We start from the raw sequence: 18,309 nt of genomic DNA, 5'->3' as shown, positions 1-18,309 counted from the left end.
CCCACAAACTGCTGGTGAAACTGCGCCATCTGGCCGGCGAGCGCCTGGTATGCCTGCCCGTGCCGGGAGAACACCGCGCCGATGGCCGCGGATACATCATCGGCAGCCGCGGCGAGTTCGGCCGTCGTCCGCACGGCGGCGAGCGCATTGGCCCCTTCCACGGCCGAACCCACGTTCGCAAGATTCTCGGCAGCGCCGGCGATCGCTCCAGGCCCGGCAATGCCAAACGACATTCGCCACCTCCTGCGAAGACCCAAATTCGGATGTGAATCGCAGCCTTTCACCCGTGTCCAAGGCCCCATAGAGTAGGCCGATACCCGATTTTGTCGTGGGCATTCAGTAGGGAGAGAACCGTGGCGGCAAGCGACAACGACTGGACTAAACCGCCGCGATGGCCATCCCCAAGGAGGGCTATTTCGAACTCGAGCGCGGCAGGTATGGGCCGGTTTTCCCCAGGACGCCCGCCTGCTACGGGTTCTCGATCATCGCCAAGGTCAAAGAGGGCCGCGAAGAGGCCATCCGCGCCTACGGCAAGCAGATCGAAGAGGCGATCGCGGGTAGCCCGGAGGTGCTCGCGCCGCTGCGGCTGCACTATCTGCGCTGGGTGCTGTTCGACGTCGGCTCGGGCCTGCATTTTCAGTATCAGGGCATCTTCGACACCGACTTCGACAAGTACACCGAGGACGCGGTCACCTTGTTCAGCCAGACCGGCATCACCACCGTCTTCACCAACCTCGAGGGATTCCCGGAAAACTGGAAAGAGAACCCGGCGGCGTTCGCGAAATTCGTTCGCGAACACCAATGCCCGAGCTTCCTGGAGTATGGCGAGTACCCATACGTCACCGCCGACGAGATCAAAAAGGCGCTCCGGCTCAAGTCGGCGTTCTCGGACATGCTCGACCAGATGCAGTGATCGTTTTCCGAGCCGATGCTTGAACTCGACGACATCCAGCACATCCTGTTGACCCGGACGCCGGCGATGACCGGCCGCTACGAGTTCCTGTCCTTCGACGATCCCGCCGGCGGCCGGGCCTGGCTGACGGAGCTGATGGATCGGGTGCAGTCAGCCGCTGATGTGCGGGCCACGATGGACAGCAGCGAACGCTGGATCACGTTGGCGTTCACCTGGAACGGCCTGAAAGCGCTTGGCGTTCCAGAAGAATCGCTGGCCAGCTTCCCGCAGGAGTTCCGCGAGGGCATGGCGGCCCGCGCCGACATCCTCGGCGACGCCGGCGCCAACCACCCCGACAACTGGGTGGGCGGCCTCGCCGGCGACGACCTGCACGCGATCGCGATCCTGTTCGCCCGCAACGACGCCGAGCACCGCCGATGCGTGGGCGAACACGACAAGCTGGTGGCCCGCTGCCCCGGGGTGCGCACTGTGTCTTTTCTCGACCTGAACGCGACACCTCCCTTCAACTACGCGCATGACCACTTCGGCTACCGCGACCGCTTATCCCAGCCGGTCATGGAAGGTTCCGGCGAAGACCCGACGCCCGGGTCGGGAGCGCCCCTGCAGCCCGGCGAGTTCATCCTGGGCTACCCCGACGAGGCCGGACCCAGCGTCAATTTGCCGCAGCCGGAGGTGCTTTCGCGCAACGGAAGTTACATGGCATATCGGCGGCTGCAGGAGCATGTCGGTGTGTTCCGCGACTATCTACGTGAGCACGCGGACACACCCGACGGGCAGGAACTGCTGGCCGCCAAGATCATGGGCCGCTGGCGCAGCGGAGCGCCGCTGGTGCTCAGCCCCAAGCACGACGATCCAGAACTCGGCGCAGATCCGATGCGTAACAACGACTTCAACTATCGAGAGATGGATCCGCACGGCTATGCCGTGCCGCTCGGATCTCACGCCCGGCGCCTGAACCCGCGCGACACCGCCGCGAACATGAACCGCCGCAGGATGATCCGTCGCGGCGCCACCTACGGGCCGGCGTTGCCACAGGACGCACCCGACGATGGTGCCGACCGCGGCATCGCCGCATTCATCATCTGCGCCAGCCTGGTCCGCCAATTCGAGTTCGCCCAGAACGTGTGGATCAACGACCGCAACTTCCACGAACTCGGCAACGAGCGCGACCCCATCTGCGGCAACCAGGACGGCACGCTGGAGTACAAGATTCCGAGTCGGCCGATCCGCAAGGTGCTCAAGGGGCTACCGGCTTTCACCACACTCACGGGCGGGGCGTACTTCTTCCTGCCCGGCCTGACAGCGCTCCGCTACCTCGCGACACTGGACAGCTAAGGAAGCACCATGAGTGCACTGCCACCGCCCCGCACCTACAACCAGAACCATTTGGCGCGCATGCACACTCCCGGCCGGCGGCGCATCAGCATCTATTGGACATGGAGCTACCCGTGGGAAGCCCAACGCGAACCGACGGACATGTACAACCGCTTCTCCACGATGACCGAAGTCCGCAACGTGTTGTGGCCACGCTACGAGACGCCCGAGTACGACGAAGCGCACTTCCTGCAGGGCATCGCTGGAACGCTTGAGCTATTCCATCGCTCGGCACTCGCATTCCAGGACCTGGCCGGCGAAGTGACCGGCTACCCGGTCGCCGTCTTCCAGCGCGTCGACCAGGCCGGCTACCTGCTTCCGATCGACGAGCGGATCCTGGCCGACACCGACACCCTGATGGTGTTCGGGCTCGACCATCTGCCCTCCGAGCAGGAGGCCACTGCCGACGAGGTCAACGCCATCCGGCAATGGCTGCAACGGGAAGGCACCTGCTTGCTGCTGGCGCCACACCACGACGTCGGCTTCACCGACGATCTCGCACAGCGTCAGATGGAGTACCAGCACCACGCCGATCCGCTGGTGCCGCGCCAGCAACGGTTCAGCCGATACACGCGGTCGCTGATGCGAGCCCTCGAGGTTCCCGTCCACAACAAATGGGGACTGCGTCCCGCCCTCGACGAAAGCACGAAAGACATTGCGGCACTGACTGCGTCGCACGACCTGGACCAGCTTGGCCTGCTCAACAACGTCACCACCTTCAACTTTCACCCGCACCTGCCGCATTACGAACTCACGGCACCGGAAAGCCTCGGCGTGCGCGTGCTGGGGCGCCAGCGCGTGGACCCAAACCGCCCGCACCCGTTCACCGCGGCCGGCGACACCGAGTTCAATGTGCTGATCTGGATGCCGCCCACCGGCGACCGCGCCGGCGACATCGTCCTGGTTGATTCCACCCACTTCACCACGCTGTTCGGCGGCACCGACAGCCTCAAGAACTTCTGGCACAACCTGGCGATGATGCGGTAGCGACCGATTCATCAGGAAGTGTCGCTCTACTTAAGTAGTCGACTGACAGAGATTTGCGTGGCCGGCTACTAAGGCCGGCGCCGAGATCCGCTGCAACGCTGCCAACTTACAGAGATCAATCTCCGTAGGAGGCGGCAATGTCGTACATGAGGCATTCCAGTAGATGCGCGCGACGGCCGCGATGGATCTTGACGACATCCGGTCGAAGCTCTGTGCGGCCACCCCGGCCGCCGCCTACCTAGACGGAACTGCTCAGCGTCAAATCATCGACATTTCATGCCGATTTCGTTCTGGTCCGGCGGCCGCAGCGGCGGTCATTGACTTGATCAACGCACCGACCCCGCTGCCGGCGGGACGCCCTCTGGTCGACAGCGGCGCCAAACGGGGCCCATGCGCGGCCACCACCCGATAACTACTCCTTTGCGGGTATCTGATGACGTACGCAGACATTGCAGCGTTGGACCAGGCTGCGGCCGATGTCGACAGCATCGGCACCTCACTTGAAGAAGCGACGCTGGCGGCGTTGACGCCGACCAGCACGATGTTACCGGCCGGCGCGGACGAGATTTCGACGGCCATCGCGGCCCTGTTCAACAGCCACGCAACAGAATTCCAGCAGATCGCCGCGCTGGCCCAGCGATTTCACGCGCGATTCGGGCAGTTACTCGGCCATGCGGCGGACGCTTATCAATGCACTGAGCAGGCCGCTGAGCAGATGCTGCGTGATGCTGTCGCCGAGATCGAGCAACCGTTCACGTCGCTGTTGGGTGCCGCGCCTACTCCCGTCCCACCACCGGTGCCGACGAACTCTGACGTGGGTCTGATCCTCGGCGGCACCAACAAGCCATTCGCACAGCAGTTTTTGGCCGCCGGGCCGATGTACATGCCGGAGAAACTGAGCTACCTGCTGTACACACCTGAGCAGGCGTGGCCGCTCACGCCCGAGCTGGGAAAGCTCACGCTGGGCCAGTCACTCAGCCAAGGCACCCAGCTACTCGACCAGGCCATCCGGACCCAGGTCGCGGCGGGCAACCACGTCACGGTATGGACGGAGTCGCAGTCGTCAGTTGTTGCCACAGAAGACATCCGTAGCCTGATGGCGCATGGATCGCCCTATACCGACCAGCTCTCATTCGTGTTGACGGGCGATCCCAGTAACCCGAACGGCGGCTTCTTCCAACGATTCAATGGCCTGTATGCGCCGCTGCTGGACTGGAACATCCACAACGCGACCCCATCCGACAGCCCCTACGTGACATCGATATACACCAACCAGTACGACGCGGTGGCCGACTTCCCGAACTATCCGCTCAACATCGTCAGCGACCTCAACGCGGTACTGGGTATGGCCGCCGGGCAGCACGATTGCCTGCTGCCGCACGCCGGCTTTCACGAGCTGCCCACCAGTCCCGGCTACACCGGCGACACGACCTATTACATGTCGCTGGATCCGACTCTGCCGCTGGTTCAGGCCCTGCGCCTGCTAGGGCTTCCCGGCACCGCCGTCGCTGATTTACTGCAGCCCGATCTGCGGGTGCTCGTCGACCTCGGCTACGCCAGCGGCCAGTACGCCGACATTCCCACGCCGGCGCAACTTTTCGGGATCCCCAACCCGCAGACTGTGCTGCCGGCGCTGGCCACCGGGACGGTGCAGGGCCTGCAGGCGTTCGGCGTGGACGTGGGCCTGTTGCCGCAGTCGATGTTCCCGAACGCCTACCCGTATCTGCCGTCGCTGGATCTCGGGCTGAACATCCCGACGGGCCAGCCGAGCGTGACGGCGGTCTCGCTGCTCACCGGCGCGGAGAGGCAGGTGATGGACAGCCTTGGCCTGATCCCGAGCTGCGCCCAGTGATCTTGCTCGCCATGAAGCCGCCGGTACCGTAAGTACCCGCTGCGCCATCTACCCTCGACCGGGTGGCTCACCCGCACTCGCACAGCTTGTCGTCAGGACCGTCTCCGCTGGGTCCGCTGCCCGCCAGGATCGTCGTCGGACTGCTGGCCGTGATCGGCGTCGCGGTCATCGCCGGCGCCGTCTGGCTTTGGCCGAGCCGACAGCACGTCGATATCCCGATGCCGTACCAGAACGCGTCCGGCGGCGCGGTGACCACCCAGGCCGGCCACGTGTTGTCCAGCCGCCTGGGCGACTGTGGCAGCCCGTCGGCCGGTCAAGTACTTACCACCGCACCGGCGCCGTCCGCCGGGGGCGCCGGGCGGTGTGTATTGGCGCTGGTCACAATCGATTCCGGGCCCAATGCCGGCGCCAACACGCTGCTGGAGTTCTCCCCCGGACCCGAACAGCCCCAACTCGCGGCCGGCGATCACATCCGGGTCATCCGGCAGGTCGACGCGCAGGGCACCACCACCTATGCGTTCTACGACTTCGAGCGAGGCTGGCCGCTGGTCGCGCTGGCCGTCGCGTTCGCGGTGGTGATCATCGCGGTGGCGCGGTGGCGCGGATTGCGGGCACTGGTCGGCATCGTGGTCGCCTTCCTGGTGCTGGTGGTGTTTCTGCTGCCGGCGCTGCGTGACGGCGCACCCGCGGTCCCGGTGGCGCTGGTGGCCGCCGCGGCGATCCTCTACGCGGTGATCTACCTGGCGCACGGAGTCAGCCTGCGCACCAGCGCCGCCCTGCTCGGCACCTTGTCGTCGTTGCTGCTGGCCGCCGGATTGTCCTGGGCGGCAATCGAACTGGCTCATCTGACCGGCCTCTCGGACGAACAGAACTCCCAGGTCGCCGCCTACCTCGGCCATGTGTCGATCAGCGGACTGTTGCTCGCCGGGTTCATCATCGGGTCGTTGGGTGTGCTCAACGACGTCACCGTCACCCAGGCGTCGACGGTGTTCGAGCTCGCCGAACTGGGCGATCAGGCCTCCCGTCGGGCCATCTTCGTGGGCGCGATCCGGGTAGGCCGCGACCACATCGCCAGCACGGTGTACACGCTGGTGCTGGCCTACGCCGGCAGTTCGCTGCCGCTGCTGCTGCTGTTCAGCGTGGCCAACCGATCGCTGGGTGACGTGCTGATCAGCGAGAGCGTGGCCATCGAACTGGTGCGCTCCGCGGTGGGCGGTATCGCCCTGGCGCTGTCGGTGCCGTTGACGACCGGGATCGCGGCGGTGCTGGCCAAACCCGGCGGCGAAATCAGTTCCGCTCCAACAACTCCAGCAGGTAGCCACCGTAGCCGGACTTGACCAGGCTGTGAGCGCGTCGCGCCAGTTGCTCGTCGTCGATCCAGCCCAGCCGCCACGCCACCTCCTCCGGAATACTGACCTTCAAGCCCTGCCGCCGTTCCAGGGTGCGGACGTAATCACTGGCGTCCAGCAGCGAATCGAACGTCCCGGTGTCCAGCCACGCCGTCCCGCGAGCCATCATCTCGACCGTCAACTGGCCGCGGTTGAGGTAGATCTGGTTCACTTCGGTGATCTCGTACTCGCCTCGCGCGGATTTCCTTAAGCCCTTGGCAATCTCGATCACGTCATTGTCGTAGAAGTACAAGCCCGGAACCGCGTAGTGAGATTTCGGGGTGGCGGGCTTCTCCTCCAGCGAGAGCGCCGTACCGTCGGCGCTGAATTCGACGACGCCGTAGGCCGACGGGTTGGCCACCCAGTAAGCGAATATCGTTCCGCCGCAAACATTTTGAAAGCGGGCCAGGCTGGTCCCCAGGCCGGGCCCGTAGAAAATGTTGTCCCCCAGCACCAATGCCACCGAATCGGTGCCGATATGGCCGGCGCCGATCACGAAGGCCTGCGCCAGTCCTTCGGGTTCATCCTGGGTCGTGTAGCTGATGTTGACCCCGAATTGCGTGCCGTCACCCAAGAGCCGCTGGAACCCTGGACCGTCGTGAGCGGTGGTGATCACCAGAATGTCGCGGATGCCGGCCATCATCAGTGTGGACAGCGGATAGTAGATCATCGGTTTGTCGTAAACCGGCAGCAATTGCTTGCTGATCCCCATGGTGATCGGGTACAGGCGGGTGCCCGAGCCGCCGGCCAAGATGATCCCGCGCATGACTGGCTCCTAACGCCTCAGTCGACCTCAGTCGACCAGGTCGGCCTCGGTGAGTTCGGTGGCCTCCAGCGCCGCCGCCAAGTCCTCATGACGGAACACCGCGGTGACGTGGTCACGCACCACCCGGAAAGCAGACGCGGCGCTCGTGACGGCGCCGGCAGCGTCACGGCTGCTGATCTGCTGCTCCACCACCACCACGCCGTCATGCACGAACATCCGGCCCAGCTCGGCAGTCGTGTCGAGCGAGGCCGCCCACCTGCGCAGCGCCTGGTGGCCTTGCGCGGCCCCGCGCGCATCACCGAAGTCGATATCGTCACTCGACAAGGCCACCAAGGTGTCGATGTCGGAGGCGTTGAGCGCGTCGTGCCACGCCAGAACGGTTGCAATCTCCGATGTCGTCATGGTCTGCAGTTTATAAAGGTGTGCGATCCAGCCAGCTTTGCCAGACCGCATCGTCGCCGAACATCTCGATACCCGTGTCGGCGATCGAGACCCGACGGACCAATGCCAGCAGCAGCTCGGTAGCGCCGCCGCGCAGTGCCACGGTGCCCTTACCGTGCTCGGGCGCAAAGGTGATCGCACCGTCGGCGACACTGATCGTCCATTCGCCCGGCTCATTCAGCCCCGGGTCGGTGGCGTGCAGGTGGATGGTGTTGCCGTCCTCGAGCGGAAGTTCCGCCCCGCCGCTTCCGGCTTGGATCGCGACGCGCTCGAGCCACTCGGTGATCGCGTCGGCGGCGATGTCGGGTTCCAGGGTGAAGTCGCTTCCGACCGCGATGGCCGCGTCGGCCCGGTGCACCGCGGCCTCGTGCAGCCTGCGGCGGATCCACCAGTTCGCCGGGCGTGGCCCGAGGAATGTCCACACCGGTGTTTCCACGCCCGACAGCTCGACGGCGTCGACCAGGCGCTGCGCGCCACCGTGCAGCCAGGAGATGGCGTCATCTCGGTCCGGCGGTGGCTTGCCGCCCTCGACGGTGCGAGGGTCGAGGAATTCGTCGCGCTTGTCGTGGACGATCTGCGCCGCCCACCGGTCGCCCCGCCCGACGTGACGGAGCAGTTGCTCCAGGCTCCAGCCTGGGCAGGTCGGCACCGGCGTCGAGGGATCGGCATCGCGGATCAGATCGCCAAAAGCGCGGGTCTGCTCGAGGTATGCCGACGCAAAGTCCACGCGGTCAGGTTACCGGGGCGGTGAAAACAGGCTGTGCAGCGGCACCGTTGCCGCTGCACAGCCTGTTTGTTAGCGAGTGGATTCAGTCAGATTCGTGGTTAGACCGGAACCCAGACTGGGCCGTTCCAGAATCCCCAGCCACCGGTTTGGGCGTTCCACTCCACGTGGGCCCAAGGCGCCCAGAACGGGGGCGGCGGGGGCGGCGCCTGCCACGGCCCGGGGCCGTAGCCGGGTGCACCGCCGTTGTAGCCGGCCGGACCGTCCCAGTCATGGCAGTTGTTCCAGTTCTGGTAGGGGCCCCAGCCGTTGTCCCAGTGGTCCCCCGGGCACCAGTGGTGGTGGTCAGTAGGTGCATAGTGCGGCTCCGCCTGCGCGGTCGCAGAGGTCAATCCGAGTGCGGACATCGCAATACCCCCGGCGGCCAGCACACCAGTGCCCAGGCGAACCCACATTTTTGTCGGCTTTACAGCATTCATGGTTCTAAGGGTTGCCAGTCGGAAAATGGCTGAAACCGGCAGCCCGTATGCGTTATTTAGGTGCTGCCTGAGCGTTGCCTGTGTGTTATCACCAGTCGGGCCAGGACTCATCCCGTGCCCGTTACCCCCAGGATGGTGGAGGCCACCAGGTTGGGGTCGTCGACCATCGGGACGTGCCCGACGCCGGGCAGGATCGTGAATGACGCCTGGGGCACCCGCTCGTGGGCGATCTTGTCGCAAGCCGCGACCGAGACGATCGCGTCGTTCTCCGACCATGCGATGGTGACCGGGCATGGCAGGGGATTCAGCGGTGCGATCTGCTCATCGGACCCGAGGAGGTCGTCGACGTTGACGGTGCAGCCGGCGATGTCGTCGAGGACCTCAACGCTCTGCGCCGCAGTAATTCGGTCCGCGTGGCAAGCGCCGTTGCGCAAGCCGAGCCGACGTACAGTCGCCGACTTCATCGCAAGCGCGGCAACGGGACGCACGGGACGTGCGAGGCGCCCCATCGTCACGAACTTTCGAACTTCTTTGTTCGCCTGCGATTGTGCGCTGTCCCCGGCCGACCAGAAGCCTGCCGGGGCCAACGCGCACACGGTTGCTGCCCGGCCACGCCGGGCTAACTCGATGGCCATCCAACCGCCCAGCGAGTGACCGGCAAGGTGAGGCCGCTCGAGACCATGCTCGTCCAGGTAGCGTTCCGCGGCGTCAACCAAATCGCTGGCCGTGGCCGGGCGTCGCGTCAGCGGCGGCCCGCCGCGGTGCCCGAAGGCGGTCGGCGTGTACGTCTGGTGATGGTTGGACAGCAGTGGGACCACGTCCTGCCAGGCGTTTCCCGACATGAGGATGCCGTGCAGCAGCACTAGGGCCGAGTTGTCGGACGCCATGCCCAAGTCTGACACCTCGCAATCGGCGCAGCGTTAGGTGTCACCGTGCTCGGCGCTGGTGAGGCGAGCGCCGATGGCCCGGTTCAGTTGAGAACCCGATTGGGCGATGTTTGTCTGGACGCTCCGAGCGATAGCTGGCTCACCCCTGTGGTGATCAACCCCTGCAATGGGGCGAACAACCAGCGCTGGAATGTCACCGGTGACGGAAGACTCGAGAACGCGGCCTTCCCCGGGAAGTGCATCACTCCGCAAGAGGACAATTGGACCGTGCGCCTCGTGGCCTGTTGGAATAGCCAGCGTTGGACCATCCAGCCCGACGGCCGGATCACTGCTTATATGGGTCCCTGCCTCACCGTCCGCGGCGGCCCGGCTCCCGGCACCTTGGTGTCCACCCGATTTTGCAACGGCTCACCCGAGCAGGGTTGGGATAGCGTTCCGTGACGGAGGGTGCCGGGTACGAATTGCCCAGCCCCCCAACGGCATCGCGCGCTACTGCCGATTGTGTCCGCGCCATGTCCGCCACAGACTGATCGAGCCCCACACGACCAGGATGGGGCCGAAGATGATCCCAAGGTAGAAGCGCTTGCCCAGCGAGGCTGAGGTGAAGGCGGTGCCGTGATGCACGCGTACAGCCAGCGAGGAGCCGGACCGCACCCCGTTGACCTCGTTGTCGACGAACGGCGGCCTGATCGGGCCCTGCTGCGACTGTCCGCCCACGGTCCACGTTCCGGTGCAGTACATGTTGTGCGGCCCCTCCCGGTCATACCAGTGGTTCTCCCATTCGCAGTGATCGACTTTCGCCGTCGTCGCTGAGCCGACCCAATATCCGTAGGAGTCGTACGCAACGTAGATCAGGCCGCCAATCCCGATCCACAGCAACAACATTCCCGTCCACATTCCCGCCACGTTGGACCAGACCCGCGAGCGCTTGCGGCTACCAGTTCCTGGGTCGCCCTGGTTCATGAGCAGATGGTCGTCCATGACAGGTTCCCTTCGCCGCTACCGGGGCGCCGTGCCGCAGACGCGGCTAGCCCGCGCGACCGACGATGGCGAGAAGCTCATCGAAATCTTGGCCCGACATCCACGCGTCGACTCTGCCCACGGCCGGCGCGTCGTACCGTCGTTCGATCCCGGGTCGATCAACTCGCCCGCCGAGAACAAACCGCCGGCTACCCGGCAGATCGAGCGCCTCACCTAGCGTCATGGTCTTGCCCCCAAAGCGCCAGGGTAGCTTCATATTCCATGGGCCCAGCTTGGCTTCGGAGAAGGAGTAGACCTCGCCTGGACGCCGGTTGATGGTAAGGCCACCGCTCGTGACGCAAACGAGGAATTTTTGGCGCCCATGCCACCACCAGAAGGCAATCATGGCGCCGCCGAGACCCCAGCTCCCAAGCATGAACACGAGAACCTCAGCCTGGAGGTACTGAGGCAACGTCAACATCGCCACCAACACCGCCCCCATCAGGAGCAAGCCGGACAAGGAGAACTTGAGGGCCGTTTTCAGGCCCAAGGGCTGCGGGTGGGCCTCGAAACGGTGCGATGCTGACGCGTCGTCCAGGTAGCGCTGGCTCATCAGCGCATGGTCGCAATCGATTTCAGGGTATAGGTGGTGTCCATAGCGGTTCCTTTCGCGTCGCTATCGCCCTTGTCGGGCCGTAGGTTAGCGCCGGCCAGTTGCGAAATTCTTGCGTCTGCTTCGCCGCCGATCCTCGTGATCGGGTGGTTGGCCGACGAGGTTCGGCTTTCAACTAGTCATCTCGGCCGACCCCGCGCATGATTGGTTCATGACCCCAGTCCCGCAGTTCATTGTCACATTCCGCGGCGCGGAGGTGGGTCGTTACGAAACGGCCGACCGGGCAATGGCCGCCGCCAGGTCGGTAATCGACACCGAGATGGGTTCCCGGGCCGGCTCGGGCGATCGCGAACCCGGTGAACTGCCGCGCATCGAATGGCAACCTCCGCGGGTGCCCTTTCCGTTCGACGGGTTCGCCTATTGGCGGCAGCGCAGTCAGTCCCAAAAGCAGGATGGCCAACAGGCACAGCCGGCTCCCCAGCCTCCGGCGCCGACATCCCCACCGACCGTGGCACCGACCGTCCAGGTTTCGCTGAAGGGTCTCGGCGCTCCTGCCAACGAGTCCATGCTGCCCAGGGGGCAGGAACGATTCCAGCCCAGCCGCCCCCCGGCTCCGGTGTACGGCGGTCCGCCGCCCCAGTGGCAGCCGCCCCAGCCCCAGCAGCAACCACAACCACAGCCACAGCAGCCGCAACCACACCCACAACAACAACAACCCGCCTACAGCGGCCCGCTACCGCAGTGGGGAGCTCAACCTCCGCCACCGCTGCCGGCACAGCAGTCCGAGCAGCCAAAGACCGGGAAGCGGCGGTGGTTCGGAAAGGATCGTGGCCGAACCGACTGAGCCCGGCGTCCGGCGGGCATTAACCAGTCCACCCCAACGCACCGCCTATGCCGTGTGGGAGTTGACGCTGGCCTGCAATCTGGCCTGCTCACATTGCGGGTCGCGCGCCGGCAGCGCCCGCCAGCACGAGCTGTCGACGGCCGAGGCCCTCGACGTCGTCGACCAACTCGCCGAGCTGGGCATCGTCGAAGTGACCCTGATCGGCGGTGAGGCCTTCCTGCGGTCCGATTGGCTGCAGATCGCCGCCGCAATCACCAGCCGGGGCATGCGCTGCACCCTGACGACCGGCGGGTACAAGCTGAATTCCACCATGGCGCAGCGCATGCGCGCCGCCGGCATCGTGCAAGCCTCGATCTCCATCGATGGGATGGAGGAGACCCATGATGCGCTGCGCGGACGAGCCGGATCCTGGCGATCGTGCTTCCGCACGGCGGAGCACCTGCGCTGCGCCGGCATCGACGCCACCTGCAACACCCAGGTCAATCGTCGGACGATCGTCGACCTTCCTGAGCTCTACCAAGAACTACTGCGAGCGGGCGTCACCGCCTGGCAACTGCAGCTGACGGTCCCGCTGGGACGCGCGGCTGACGAGCCCGACCTGCTGCTGCAGCCATGCGAGTTCCTGGTGGTCTTCCCGGTGCTGGCCCGGATCGCCGAGCGGGCAGCAGCCGACGGCATACGCCTCTATGCGGCCAACAACCTCGGTTACCACGGCCCCTACGAGCAACTGCTGCGCTCGCCGCAAGGCGATCAGTCCTGGAACGGCTGCCAAGCGGGCTTGTCCACCATCGGCATCGAGGCCGACGGCACTGTCAAAGGCTGCCCGTCGCTGCCCACCGCGGCCTACTCCGCGGGCACGGTGCGAAAGCAGCGCATTGCCGAAATGCTTTCCACTGCACCGGAAATGACTTTCAATTTGCTCAGCGTGCAGCCAACCGACCAGACGTGGGGGTACTGCCACGCCTGCGTTCACAAGGAAACCTGCCGAGGCGGATGCTCATGGACCACGCATACCCTGTTCGGCCGGCGCGGCAATAACCCCTACTGTCATCACCGCGCACTCGAGTTGCACAGCGCGGGTCTGCGCGAGCGACTGATCCGGATTGAGCCGGCGCCCGGCCTTCCGTTCGACTATGGCCGATTCACCTTGGTCACCGAAGCCGACGACACGGAGTGGCCGCCAGACTCCCGGCGCCGGCTCACCGCCGACGACGTGCGCTGGCCAGCTTCGCTGTTTGCCTGACTAGGTAGTCGTCCGGATTGAATTCCCTTGTCCAGGACCAGTAGTCGACGACGCGCCACGGGCTGAGGATGTAGACCTCGCCATAGCTGTTCTTGTAGAAGCTGTGCTTGACCGACGGCTGCGACCACACCATCCCCCGCATTTCGCGCTGGCTGCGTTCGACCCAGTCCCGGGTCTTGTCCGCTGTCGGCTCGACGAAATCGATTCCGTTGTCGGCGATATGGGCGAGCGCCGAGATGATGTAGTTGGCCTGGCATTCGGAGTGGAAGATGATGCTCCCGCTGGACGCCAGATTGGTGCCGGGCCCGTACATGCAGAAGAAGTTGGGGAACTCGGGCATCGTGATGCCCAGGTAGGCCGTCGGGCGCTCGCCCCATCCCGCCCGCAGGTCGGCCCCGTTGCGCCCGGTGATCGTCATCGGTAACAGCATCTCGTTGGCGCGAAAACCGGTGGCGTAGATGATGACATCGACGGTGTGATGAACGCCGGCGGCGGTGTCGATGCCGTCGGGTGTGATGCGTTCGATCGGGTCGCGGACGAGTTCGACGTGGGGACGCCGCAGGGCGCGCAGCCAGCTTCCGTTGTCCTGCAACATCCGCTTGCCGGTGGGCGGGTAGTCGGGCACTACCTTGGTAGCCAATTCGTCGTCCCCGTCGACCTGGCTGAGAATCCAGTCGGTCATGTAGATGCGGACACCCTCGTTGAGCAGGCTGATCGAGCGGTCCTGGTCGGGCCATTCCGGGTCGACTCGAGCGGGCGCGAGCCCCTTGTCGCACCACGCCCACAGCAGCAGGAACCGATACCAACGGGCATAGAAAGGCAGGTGATTCATCGCCCACTTCACGCCGGGGCCCACCGCCTCGTGATACAGCAGGTTCGGGAACATCCACTGTGCGGTGCGCTGAAAGATGGTCAGCGAGCCGACGCGGTCGGCGATCGCCGGCCCGACCTGGAACCCGCTGGCCCCGGCCCCGACCAGCGCGACGTTCTTGCCGGTGAGGTCGACACCGTGGTCCCACCGCGCGGTGTGAAAGGACGGTCCGGCGAAGGTCTCCATCCCGGGAAAGTCGGGCACCATAGGCCGATTCAACTGGCCGACCGCGCTGATTACCGCTCGCGCAGTGAGCTTTTCGAGACCGTCGGCAGAACGGACCTGGACTGTCCAGGTGGATGTGGCCTCGTCCCAGGCGGCGCTGAGGACTTCGGTGGAGAACCGCACGTGGTCGCAGATTCCGTGTCGCAGCGCCACGTCTTCGAAATACTGTTTGAGCTCGGGCTGCTGGGAGAAGTACTTCGTCCAGTGATCGATCGGCTCAAAACTGTAGGTGTACAGATGGTTTGGCGAGTCGACCCGGGCACCGGGATAGCTGTTCTCAAACCACGTTCCCCCGAGTCCCGGATTCTTCTCGATGACCTGGAACGGAAAACCCGCCTCCTTCAACTTGATCGCGGCCAGCAGGCCCGACTCGCCGCAGCCGATCACGATGACCGGAAGGTCGGCGCGCGCAGCGACGGCCTCTGCCGGCACGGCCGCGACGGTACCCGCATCGTCAAAGCCGATCTCCTGCAACACCATCGGCAGATAGGTGTCGTCAATCGGCTCGCACGCGGCCCAGCTCATCATCCGCCGCAATCCCTCGGCCGGAATCGGCTTCAGTGGCGGACAGTCCCGGTCGCGATAGTCCTTGATCAGCTCCAGCGCGAAAGCGCGCGCGGCGCTTTGCTCCTCGGGGCTCATGAAGCCCTGCTCTTCGTTGGCCATCAACCCATGCGGTTGGTAGGGCCCGTCGAGGATCGACACGTCGCCGGTGATGTGCACGCAAGAGAGCACGAGCGTGGGTACCGACAGGTCTGACAGATGCTGGGCGAGTTCCTGGTCGCTGACCGAAAACGGCTTCCAAGACACCGGCGGCATGGCTCTCCAAATGGGCGACTAGACAATTAGTATCAAGTGTCAAGCCTAGCGCCGTGCGGCCCAGAATGCACGAAGTTCCTGTTGAGGCCGTAACCTCTCACCCATGCGCACCCATGGGTGGGGCGGCGCCACGCCCGCGACCGATGAAGAGGCGATAGAACGCATCCTCGACGCCGCGAGCGAGGCGATCGAGGAGCGCGGCGCCGACATCCGGATCGCCGATGTGGCGCGGACACTCGGCGTGTCGCGGCAGACCGTATACAACTATTTCCCCGGGACCAATGCCCTACTCGAGGCCGCGGCCACCCGGTCGGGAATGAGGTTCCTGGAGCGATTGGCCGAGCATCTGGCCCATATGACCGACCCGGTCGAGGCCCTGGTGGAAAGCTTGGCGTTCACCCTGGAATGGCTGCCGGCCGACAAACACGTCCAGCTGATGCTGGTGCACGACTTCACCAAGGCCTCAACCGGCGTCACGTCGGACATGGGGATCAACTTCGGGCACGGAATCCTGGCGGGGCTGGACATCGATTGGGCGCAGTACGGGCTCGACGACGCCGGCATCGACGATCTGGCCGAGTACATGTTGCGGATTCTGCAGTCCTTCATGATCGACCCGGGGCGTCCGCCGCGCACCGGTGAGGCGCTACGGGGATACCTGCGGCGCTGGGTCGCGCCGGTGCTGACGTCGGAGATCGCCAGCCATCGCCGCTGAGGGTCGCCAGGTGAAGCACCACCACATCAGGTAGCCCGAGAAGGCATAGCAGCCAACGACATACGGCAGCGAACCCGTCGGCGCGCCGAAGTACACCGCGTAGCTCCACAGCGCGGCGAACACCGCCAGATAGACGATGGAGAACACGCCTTCAAGGCTGCGCACGGAACCCGGACCAGCGGCTCACTGCGCAACGCACGGATCGTGGTCAACCCGAACCCGACGACAATCGCGTAGCAGATCACGTCGGCGCCAACGTAATACGCGGTGCCGCGGGTGGAGAGAACACCCAAACCCCATGGCGCCCTCTTACATGTAGACTGGACAGTTATAAAGAAACGTCAAGTCGGAGATTTGCCACCCGGACTGCCCCGACGGAACCGCGGATTGACGATTTCGGTAAGCTGTCCACCCAAGCGAGGTGATTGGAATGACGTTCGATACGGTGATCGCCAACGGCCGATGGTTCGATGGCACCGGTGGGCCATCGGCGGTCCGCAACGTCGGCATTCGCGACGGTCGGGTCGCAGCCGTCAGCCCCGCGCCGCTGGACACCGCGGGCTGCCCGAATGTGATTGACGCCGAAGGCAAGTGGGTGATCCCGGGCATCATCGACATCCACACCCACTATGACGCCGAGGTGCTGGCGGCGCCGTCGCTGTCGGAATCGCTGCGGCACGGTGTCACCACGATCGTGATGGGCTCGTGTTCGTTGTCGACCGTGCACGTCGACGCGGGCGAGGCCGCCGACCTGTTCGGGCGTGTGGAAGCGATCCCGCACGAGCACGTGGTCCGCATCGTCGGAGAGCATAAGTCGTGGAACAGTGCGCGCGAGTACGCCGACGCGCTCGAGTCGTTGCCGCTGGGGCCCAACGTGACGGCGTTCATCGGTCATTCCGACATGCGCACCGCCGTGATGGGCCTCGACCGGGCCACCCGCAAAGACGTGCGGCCCACCGCGGCCGAACAGGCCCGAATGGAAAACATGCTGGCCGAGGCCCTCGATGCGGGCTTCATCGGAATGTCTTCGCAGCAACTGCTTTTCGACAAGATCGACGGCGACACCTGCCGGTCCCGCACGCTGCCGTCGACGTACGCCAAAGGCCGCGAGCTGCGCCGGCTCAAGTCGCTGCTGCGCCGCTCCGGGCGCGCCTTGCAGTCCGGACCCGACGTCACCCATCCGCAGAACATCGTGTCGCAGGCGTTCCAGTCGCTGGGGATCCGGCGGCCCCGCCTGAAGACCAGCCTGCTGGCGGCGGCGGACATGAAATCGTCGCGCGGCGCGATGTGGTTGACCGCCACGCTGTCGGCGATCGTGAACCGGCTCGGCGGCGACTTCCGATTCCAGCACCTGCCCGTGCCGTTCGAGGTATACGCCGACGGGATCGATCTGGTGGTGTTCGAGGAGTTCGGTGCGGGCGCGGCCGCGCTGCACCTCAAGGACGAACTCGAACGCAACGAGCTGCTGCGCGACGAGGAATACCGGCGCGGTTTCCGCAAGGACTACGACAACAAGTACGGCCCGCGGGCCTGGCACCGCGACTTCTTCGACGCCGAAATCGTCTCCTGCCCAGACGAATCGCTGGTGGGCAAGTCGTTCGGCCAGGTCGGTGTCGAGCGCGGCGGGTTGCATCCGGTCGACACGTTCCTTGACCTGGTGCTCGAACACGGCACCGCCATCCGCTGGCGCACAACGATTTCCAACCACCGCCCGCAGATGCTGCGCAAGCTGGCCGTTCAGAACGGTCTGCAGATGGGCTTTTCCGACGCGGGCGCCCACTTGCGGAACATGGCGTTCTACAACTGCGGACTGCGTCTGCTGCGGCATGTGCGAGACGCCGAGAACGCGGGACGGCCGTTCATGTCCATCGAGCGGGCCGTGCACCGACTCAGCGGGGAGTTGGCGGACTGGTACGGGCTGGACACCGGTCATCTGCGAATCGGCGACTGGGCAGACCTGGTGGTGCTCGACCCGCAGCGCCTCGACGAGTCGCTGGATTCCTACCACGAGGCCAATATTGCCGCCTACGGCGGACTTTCACGCATGGTCAACCGCAATGACGAGACGGTCAACGCCGTCTTCGTCTCCGGCCGCGAGGTGTTCCGGGACGGGCAGCCCACCGAGATCCTGGGACGTGAGCGCACCGGCGGCTTCCTGCGCGCCGACGGCAGGCCGCGCAACGTACCACGGCCGGTGCCGGCGTGACG

At 65.3% G+C, this 18,309-nt stretch carries 18 protein-coding genes and 1 pseudogene; 10 read left to right on the top strand and 9 right to left on the bottom strand.

Annotated features, from left to right (window positions below; translation table 11 throughout):
• Positions 1-233, bottom strand: a 233-nt coding sequence (locus VML93_RS34825) for a PE family protein (protein WP_325617817.1), incomplete at its 3' end; no start/stop codon positions are given.
• Between the two features lie 120 nt (positions 234-353).
• Between VML93_RS34825 and VML93_RS34820 the strand changes: the two are divergent.
• From VML93_RS34820 to VML93_RS34800, 5 genes and pseudogenes are all read left to right on the top strand, one after another.
• A pseudogene (locus VML93_RS34820) lies at positions 354-913 on the top strand (hypothetical protein).
• A 15-nt stretch (positions 914-928) separates the two neighbouring features.
• Positions 929-2,248 (top strand): peroxidase, encoded by a 1,320-nt coding sequence (locus tag VML93_RS34815; RefSeq protein ID WP_325617815.1) that lies wholly within the window; start codon positions 929-931, stop codon positions 2,246-2,248.
• A gap of 9 nt (positions 2,249-2,257) precedes the next feature.
• Positions 2,258-3,274 (top strand): hypothetical protein, encoded by a 1,017-nt coding sequence (locus VML93_RS34810; protein ID WP_325617813.1) that lies wholly within the window; start codon positions 2,258-2,260, stop codon positions 3,272-3,274.
• Between the two features lie 433 nt (positions 3,275-3,707).
• On the top strand, positions 3,708-5,126 hold the full coding sequence (locus tag VML93_RS34805) for a PE-PPE domain-containing protein (RefSeq protein ID WP_325617811.1): 1,419 nt from the start codon (positions 3,708-3,710) through the stop codon (positions 5,124-5,126).
• A 62-nt stretch (positions 5,127-5,188) separates the two neighbouring features.
• Positions 5,189-6,463: a YibE/F family protein gene (locus VML93_RS34800; protein WP_325617809.1), complete on the top strand. Its 1,275-nt coding sequence runs from the start codon at positions 5,189-5,191 to the stop codon at positions 6,461-6,463.
• Here VML93_RS34800 and rfbA read toward each other — a convergent pair.
• The 5 genes from rfbA to VML93_RS34775 form a co-directional block, all read right to left on the bottom strand.
• Positions 6,414-7,280 (bottom strand): glucose-1-phosphate thymidylyltransferase RfbA, encoded by an 867-nt coding sequence (gene rfbA / locus VML93_RS34795; RefSeq protein WP_325617807.1) that lies wholly within the window; start codon positions 7,278-7,280, stop codon positions 6,414-6,416. The two genes, VML93_RS34800 and rfbA, sit on opposite strands and share 50 nt — an antisense overlap.
• Positions 7,281-7,307: 27 nt before the next feature.
• Complete coding sequence (locus tag VML93_RS34790; protein WP_325617805.1) at positions 7,308-7,682, bottom strand: nuclear transport factor 2 family protein; 375 nt, start codon at positions 7,680-7,682, stop codon at positions 7,308-7,310.
• Between the two features lie 10 nt (positions 7,683-7,692).
• A complete protein-coding gene (locus VML93_RS34785) occupies positions 7,693-8,448 on the bottom strand; it encodes a maleylpyruvate isomerase family mycothiol-dependent enzyme (RefSeq protein ID WP_325617803.1) in 756 nt (251 codons plus the stop codon).
• Between the two features lie 98 nt (positions 8,449-8,546).
• Entirely contained in the window at positions 8,547-8,924 is a 378-nt protein-coding gene (locus VML93_RS34780; protein ID WP_325617801.1) for a hypothetical protein, read from the bottom strand.
• Positions 8,925-9,031: 107 nt separating this feature from the next.
• Positions 9,032-9,811 (bottom strand): alpha/beta hydrolase, encoded by a 780-nt coding sequence (locus VML93_RS34775; protein ID WP_325617799.1) that lies wholly within the window; start codon positions 9,809-9,811, stop codon positions 9,032-9,034.
• A gap of 21 nt (positions 9,812-9,832) precedes the next feature.
• Here VML93_RS34775 and VML93_RS34770 point away from each other — a divergent pair, with 21 nt between their 5' ends.
• Entirely contained in the window at positions 9,833-10,252 is a 420-nt protein-coding gene (locus VML93_RS34770) for an RICIN domain-containing protein (RefSeq protein WP_325617823.1), read from the top strand.
• Positions 10,253-10,300: 48 nt separating this feature from the next.
• On the opposite strand, the gene VML93_RS34765 is transcribed toward VML93_RS34770, so the two are convergent.
• Both VML93_RS34765 and VML93_RS34760 read right to left on the bottom strand, forming a co-directional pair.
• Entirely contained in the window at positions 10,301-10,792 is a 492-nt protein-coding gene (locus tag VML93_RS34765; RefSeq protein ID WP_325617797.1) for a hypothetical protein, read from the bottom strand.
• A gap of 46 nt (positions 10,793-10,838) precedes the next feature.
• Positions 10,839-11,384 carry a hypothetical protein gene (locus VML93_RS34760; RefSeq protein WP_325617795.1) on the bottom strand — a complete coding sequence of 182 codons (546 nt, stop codon included), beginning with the start codon at positions 11,382-11,384 and terminating at the stop codon, positions 10,839-10,841.
• A 211-nt stretch (positions 11,385-11,595) separates the two neighbouring features.
• On the opposite strand from VML93_RS34760, the gene VML93_RS34755 reads away from it, so the two are divergent.
• On the top strand, positions 11,596-12,228 hold the full coding sequence (locus VML93_RS34755) for a hypothetical protein (protein ID WP_325617793.1): 633 nt from the start codon (positions 11,596-11,598) through the stop codon (positions 12,226-12,228).
• The gene (locus VML93_RS34750) at positions 12,212-13,471 is read left to right on the top strand and encodes a radical SAM/SPASM domain-containing protein (protein ID WP_325617791.1); all 1,260 of its coding nucleotides are present in this window, start codon (positions 12,212-12,214) and stop codon (positions 13,469-13,471) included. Before VML93_RS34755 ends, VML93_RS34750 begins: the two co-directional genes overlap by 17 nt.
• Here VML93_RS34750 and VML93_RS34745 read toward each other — a convergent pair.
• Positions 13,428-15,386: an NAD(P)/FAD-dependent oxidoreductase gene (locus tag VML93_RS34745; RefSeq protein WP_325617790.1), complete on the bottom strand. Its 1,959-nt coding sequence runs from the start codon at positions 15,384-15,386 to the stop codon at positions 13,428-13,430. The two genes, VML93_RS34750 and VML93_RS34745, sit on opposite strands and share 44 nt — an antisense overlap.
• A 103-nt stretch (positions 15,387-15,489) precedes the next feature.
• On the opposite strand from VML93_RS34745, the gene VML93_RS34740 reads away from it, so the two are divergent.
• Both VML93_RS34740 and VML93_RS34735 read left to right on the top strand, forming a co-directional pair.
• Positions 15,490-16,101, top strand: a complete 612-nt coding sequence (locus tag VML93_RS34740; protein WP_325617788.1) for a TetR/AcrR family transcriptional regulator — start codon at positions 15,490-15,492, stop codon at positions 16,099-16,101.
• Between the two features lie 430 nt (positions 16,102-16,531).
• Positions 16,532-18,307 carry an N-acyl-D-amino-acid deacylase family protein gene (locus VML93_RS34735; RefSeq protein ID WP_325617786.1) on the top strand — a complete coding sequence of 592 codons (1,776 nt, stop codon included), beginning with the start codon at positions 16,532-16,534 and terminating at the stop codon, positions 18,305-18,307.
• Positions 18,308-18,309: the final 2 nt, after the last annotated feature.

The sequence above is a fragment of the Mycobacterium sp. genome, assembly GCF_035499775.1.
Lineage (GTDB): Bacteria > Actinomycetota > Actinomycetes > Mycobacteriales > Mycobacteriaceae > Mycobacterium.
This window is presented reverse-complemented; position numbering and strand designations above follow the sequence as displayed.

Excerpts from the sequence above, each read along its gene's own strand:
- rfbA (WP_325617807.1), bottom strand. The coding sequence starts at position 7,280 with ATGCGCGGGATCATCTTGGCCGGCGGCTCGGGCACCCGCCTGTACCCG.
- VML93_RS34775 (WP_325617799.1), bottom strand. The coding sequence starts at position 9,811 with ATGGCGTCCGACAACTCGGCCCTAGTGCTGCTGCACGGCATCCTCATG.
- VML93_RS34755 (WP_325617793.1), top strand. The coding sequence starts at position 11,596 with ATGACCCCAGTCCCGCAGTTCATTGTCACATTCCGCGGCGCGGAGGTG.
- VML93_RS34780 (WP_325617801.1), bottom strand. The coding sequence starts at position 8,924 with ATGAATGCTGTAAAGCCGACAAAAATGTGGGTTCGCCTGGGCACTGGT.
- VML93_RS34745 (WP_325617790.1), bottom strand. The coding sequence starts at position 15,386 with ATGCCGCCGGTGTCTTGGAAGCCGTTTTCGGTCAGCGACCAGGAACTC.
- VML93_RS34735 (WP_325617786.1), top strand. The coding sequence starts at position 16,532 with ATGACGTTCGATACGGTGATCGCCAACGGCCGATGGTTCGATGGCACC.
- VML93_RS34790 (WP_325617805.1), bottom strand. The coding sequence starts at position 7,682 with ATGACGACATCGGAGATTGCAACCGTTCTGGCGTGGCACGACGCGCTC.
- VML93_RS34810 (WP_325617813.1), top strand. The coding sequence starts at position 2,258 with ATGAGTGCACTGCCACCGCCCCGCACCTACAACCAGAACCATTTGGCG.
- VML93_RS34805 (WP_325617811.1), top strand. The coding sequence starts at position 3,708 with ATGACGTACGCAGACATTGCAGCGTTGGACCAGGCTGCGGCCGATGTC.
- VML93_RS34765 (WP_325617797.1), bottom strand. The coding sequence starts at position 10,792 with ATGGACGACCATCTGCTCATGAACCAGGGCGACCCAGGAACTGGTAGC.
- VML93_RS34760 (WP_325617795.1), bottom strand. The coding sequence starts at position 11,384 with ATGAGCCAGCGCTACCTGGACGACGCGTCAGCATCGCACCGTTTCGAG.
- VML93_RS34815 (WP_325617815.1), top strand. The coding sequence starts at position 929 with ATGCTTGAACTCGACGACATCCAGCACATCCTGTTGACCCGGACGCCG.
- VML93_RS34740 (WP_325617788.1), top strand. The coding sequence starts at position 15,490 with ATGCGCACCCATGGGTGGGGCGGCGCCACGCCCGCGACCGATGAAGAG.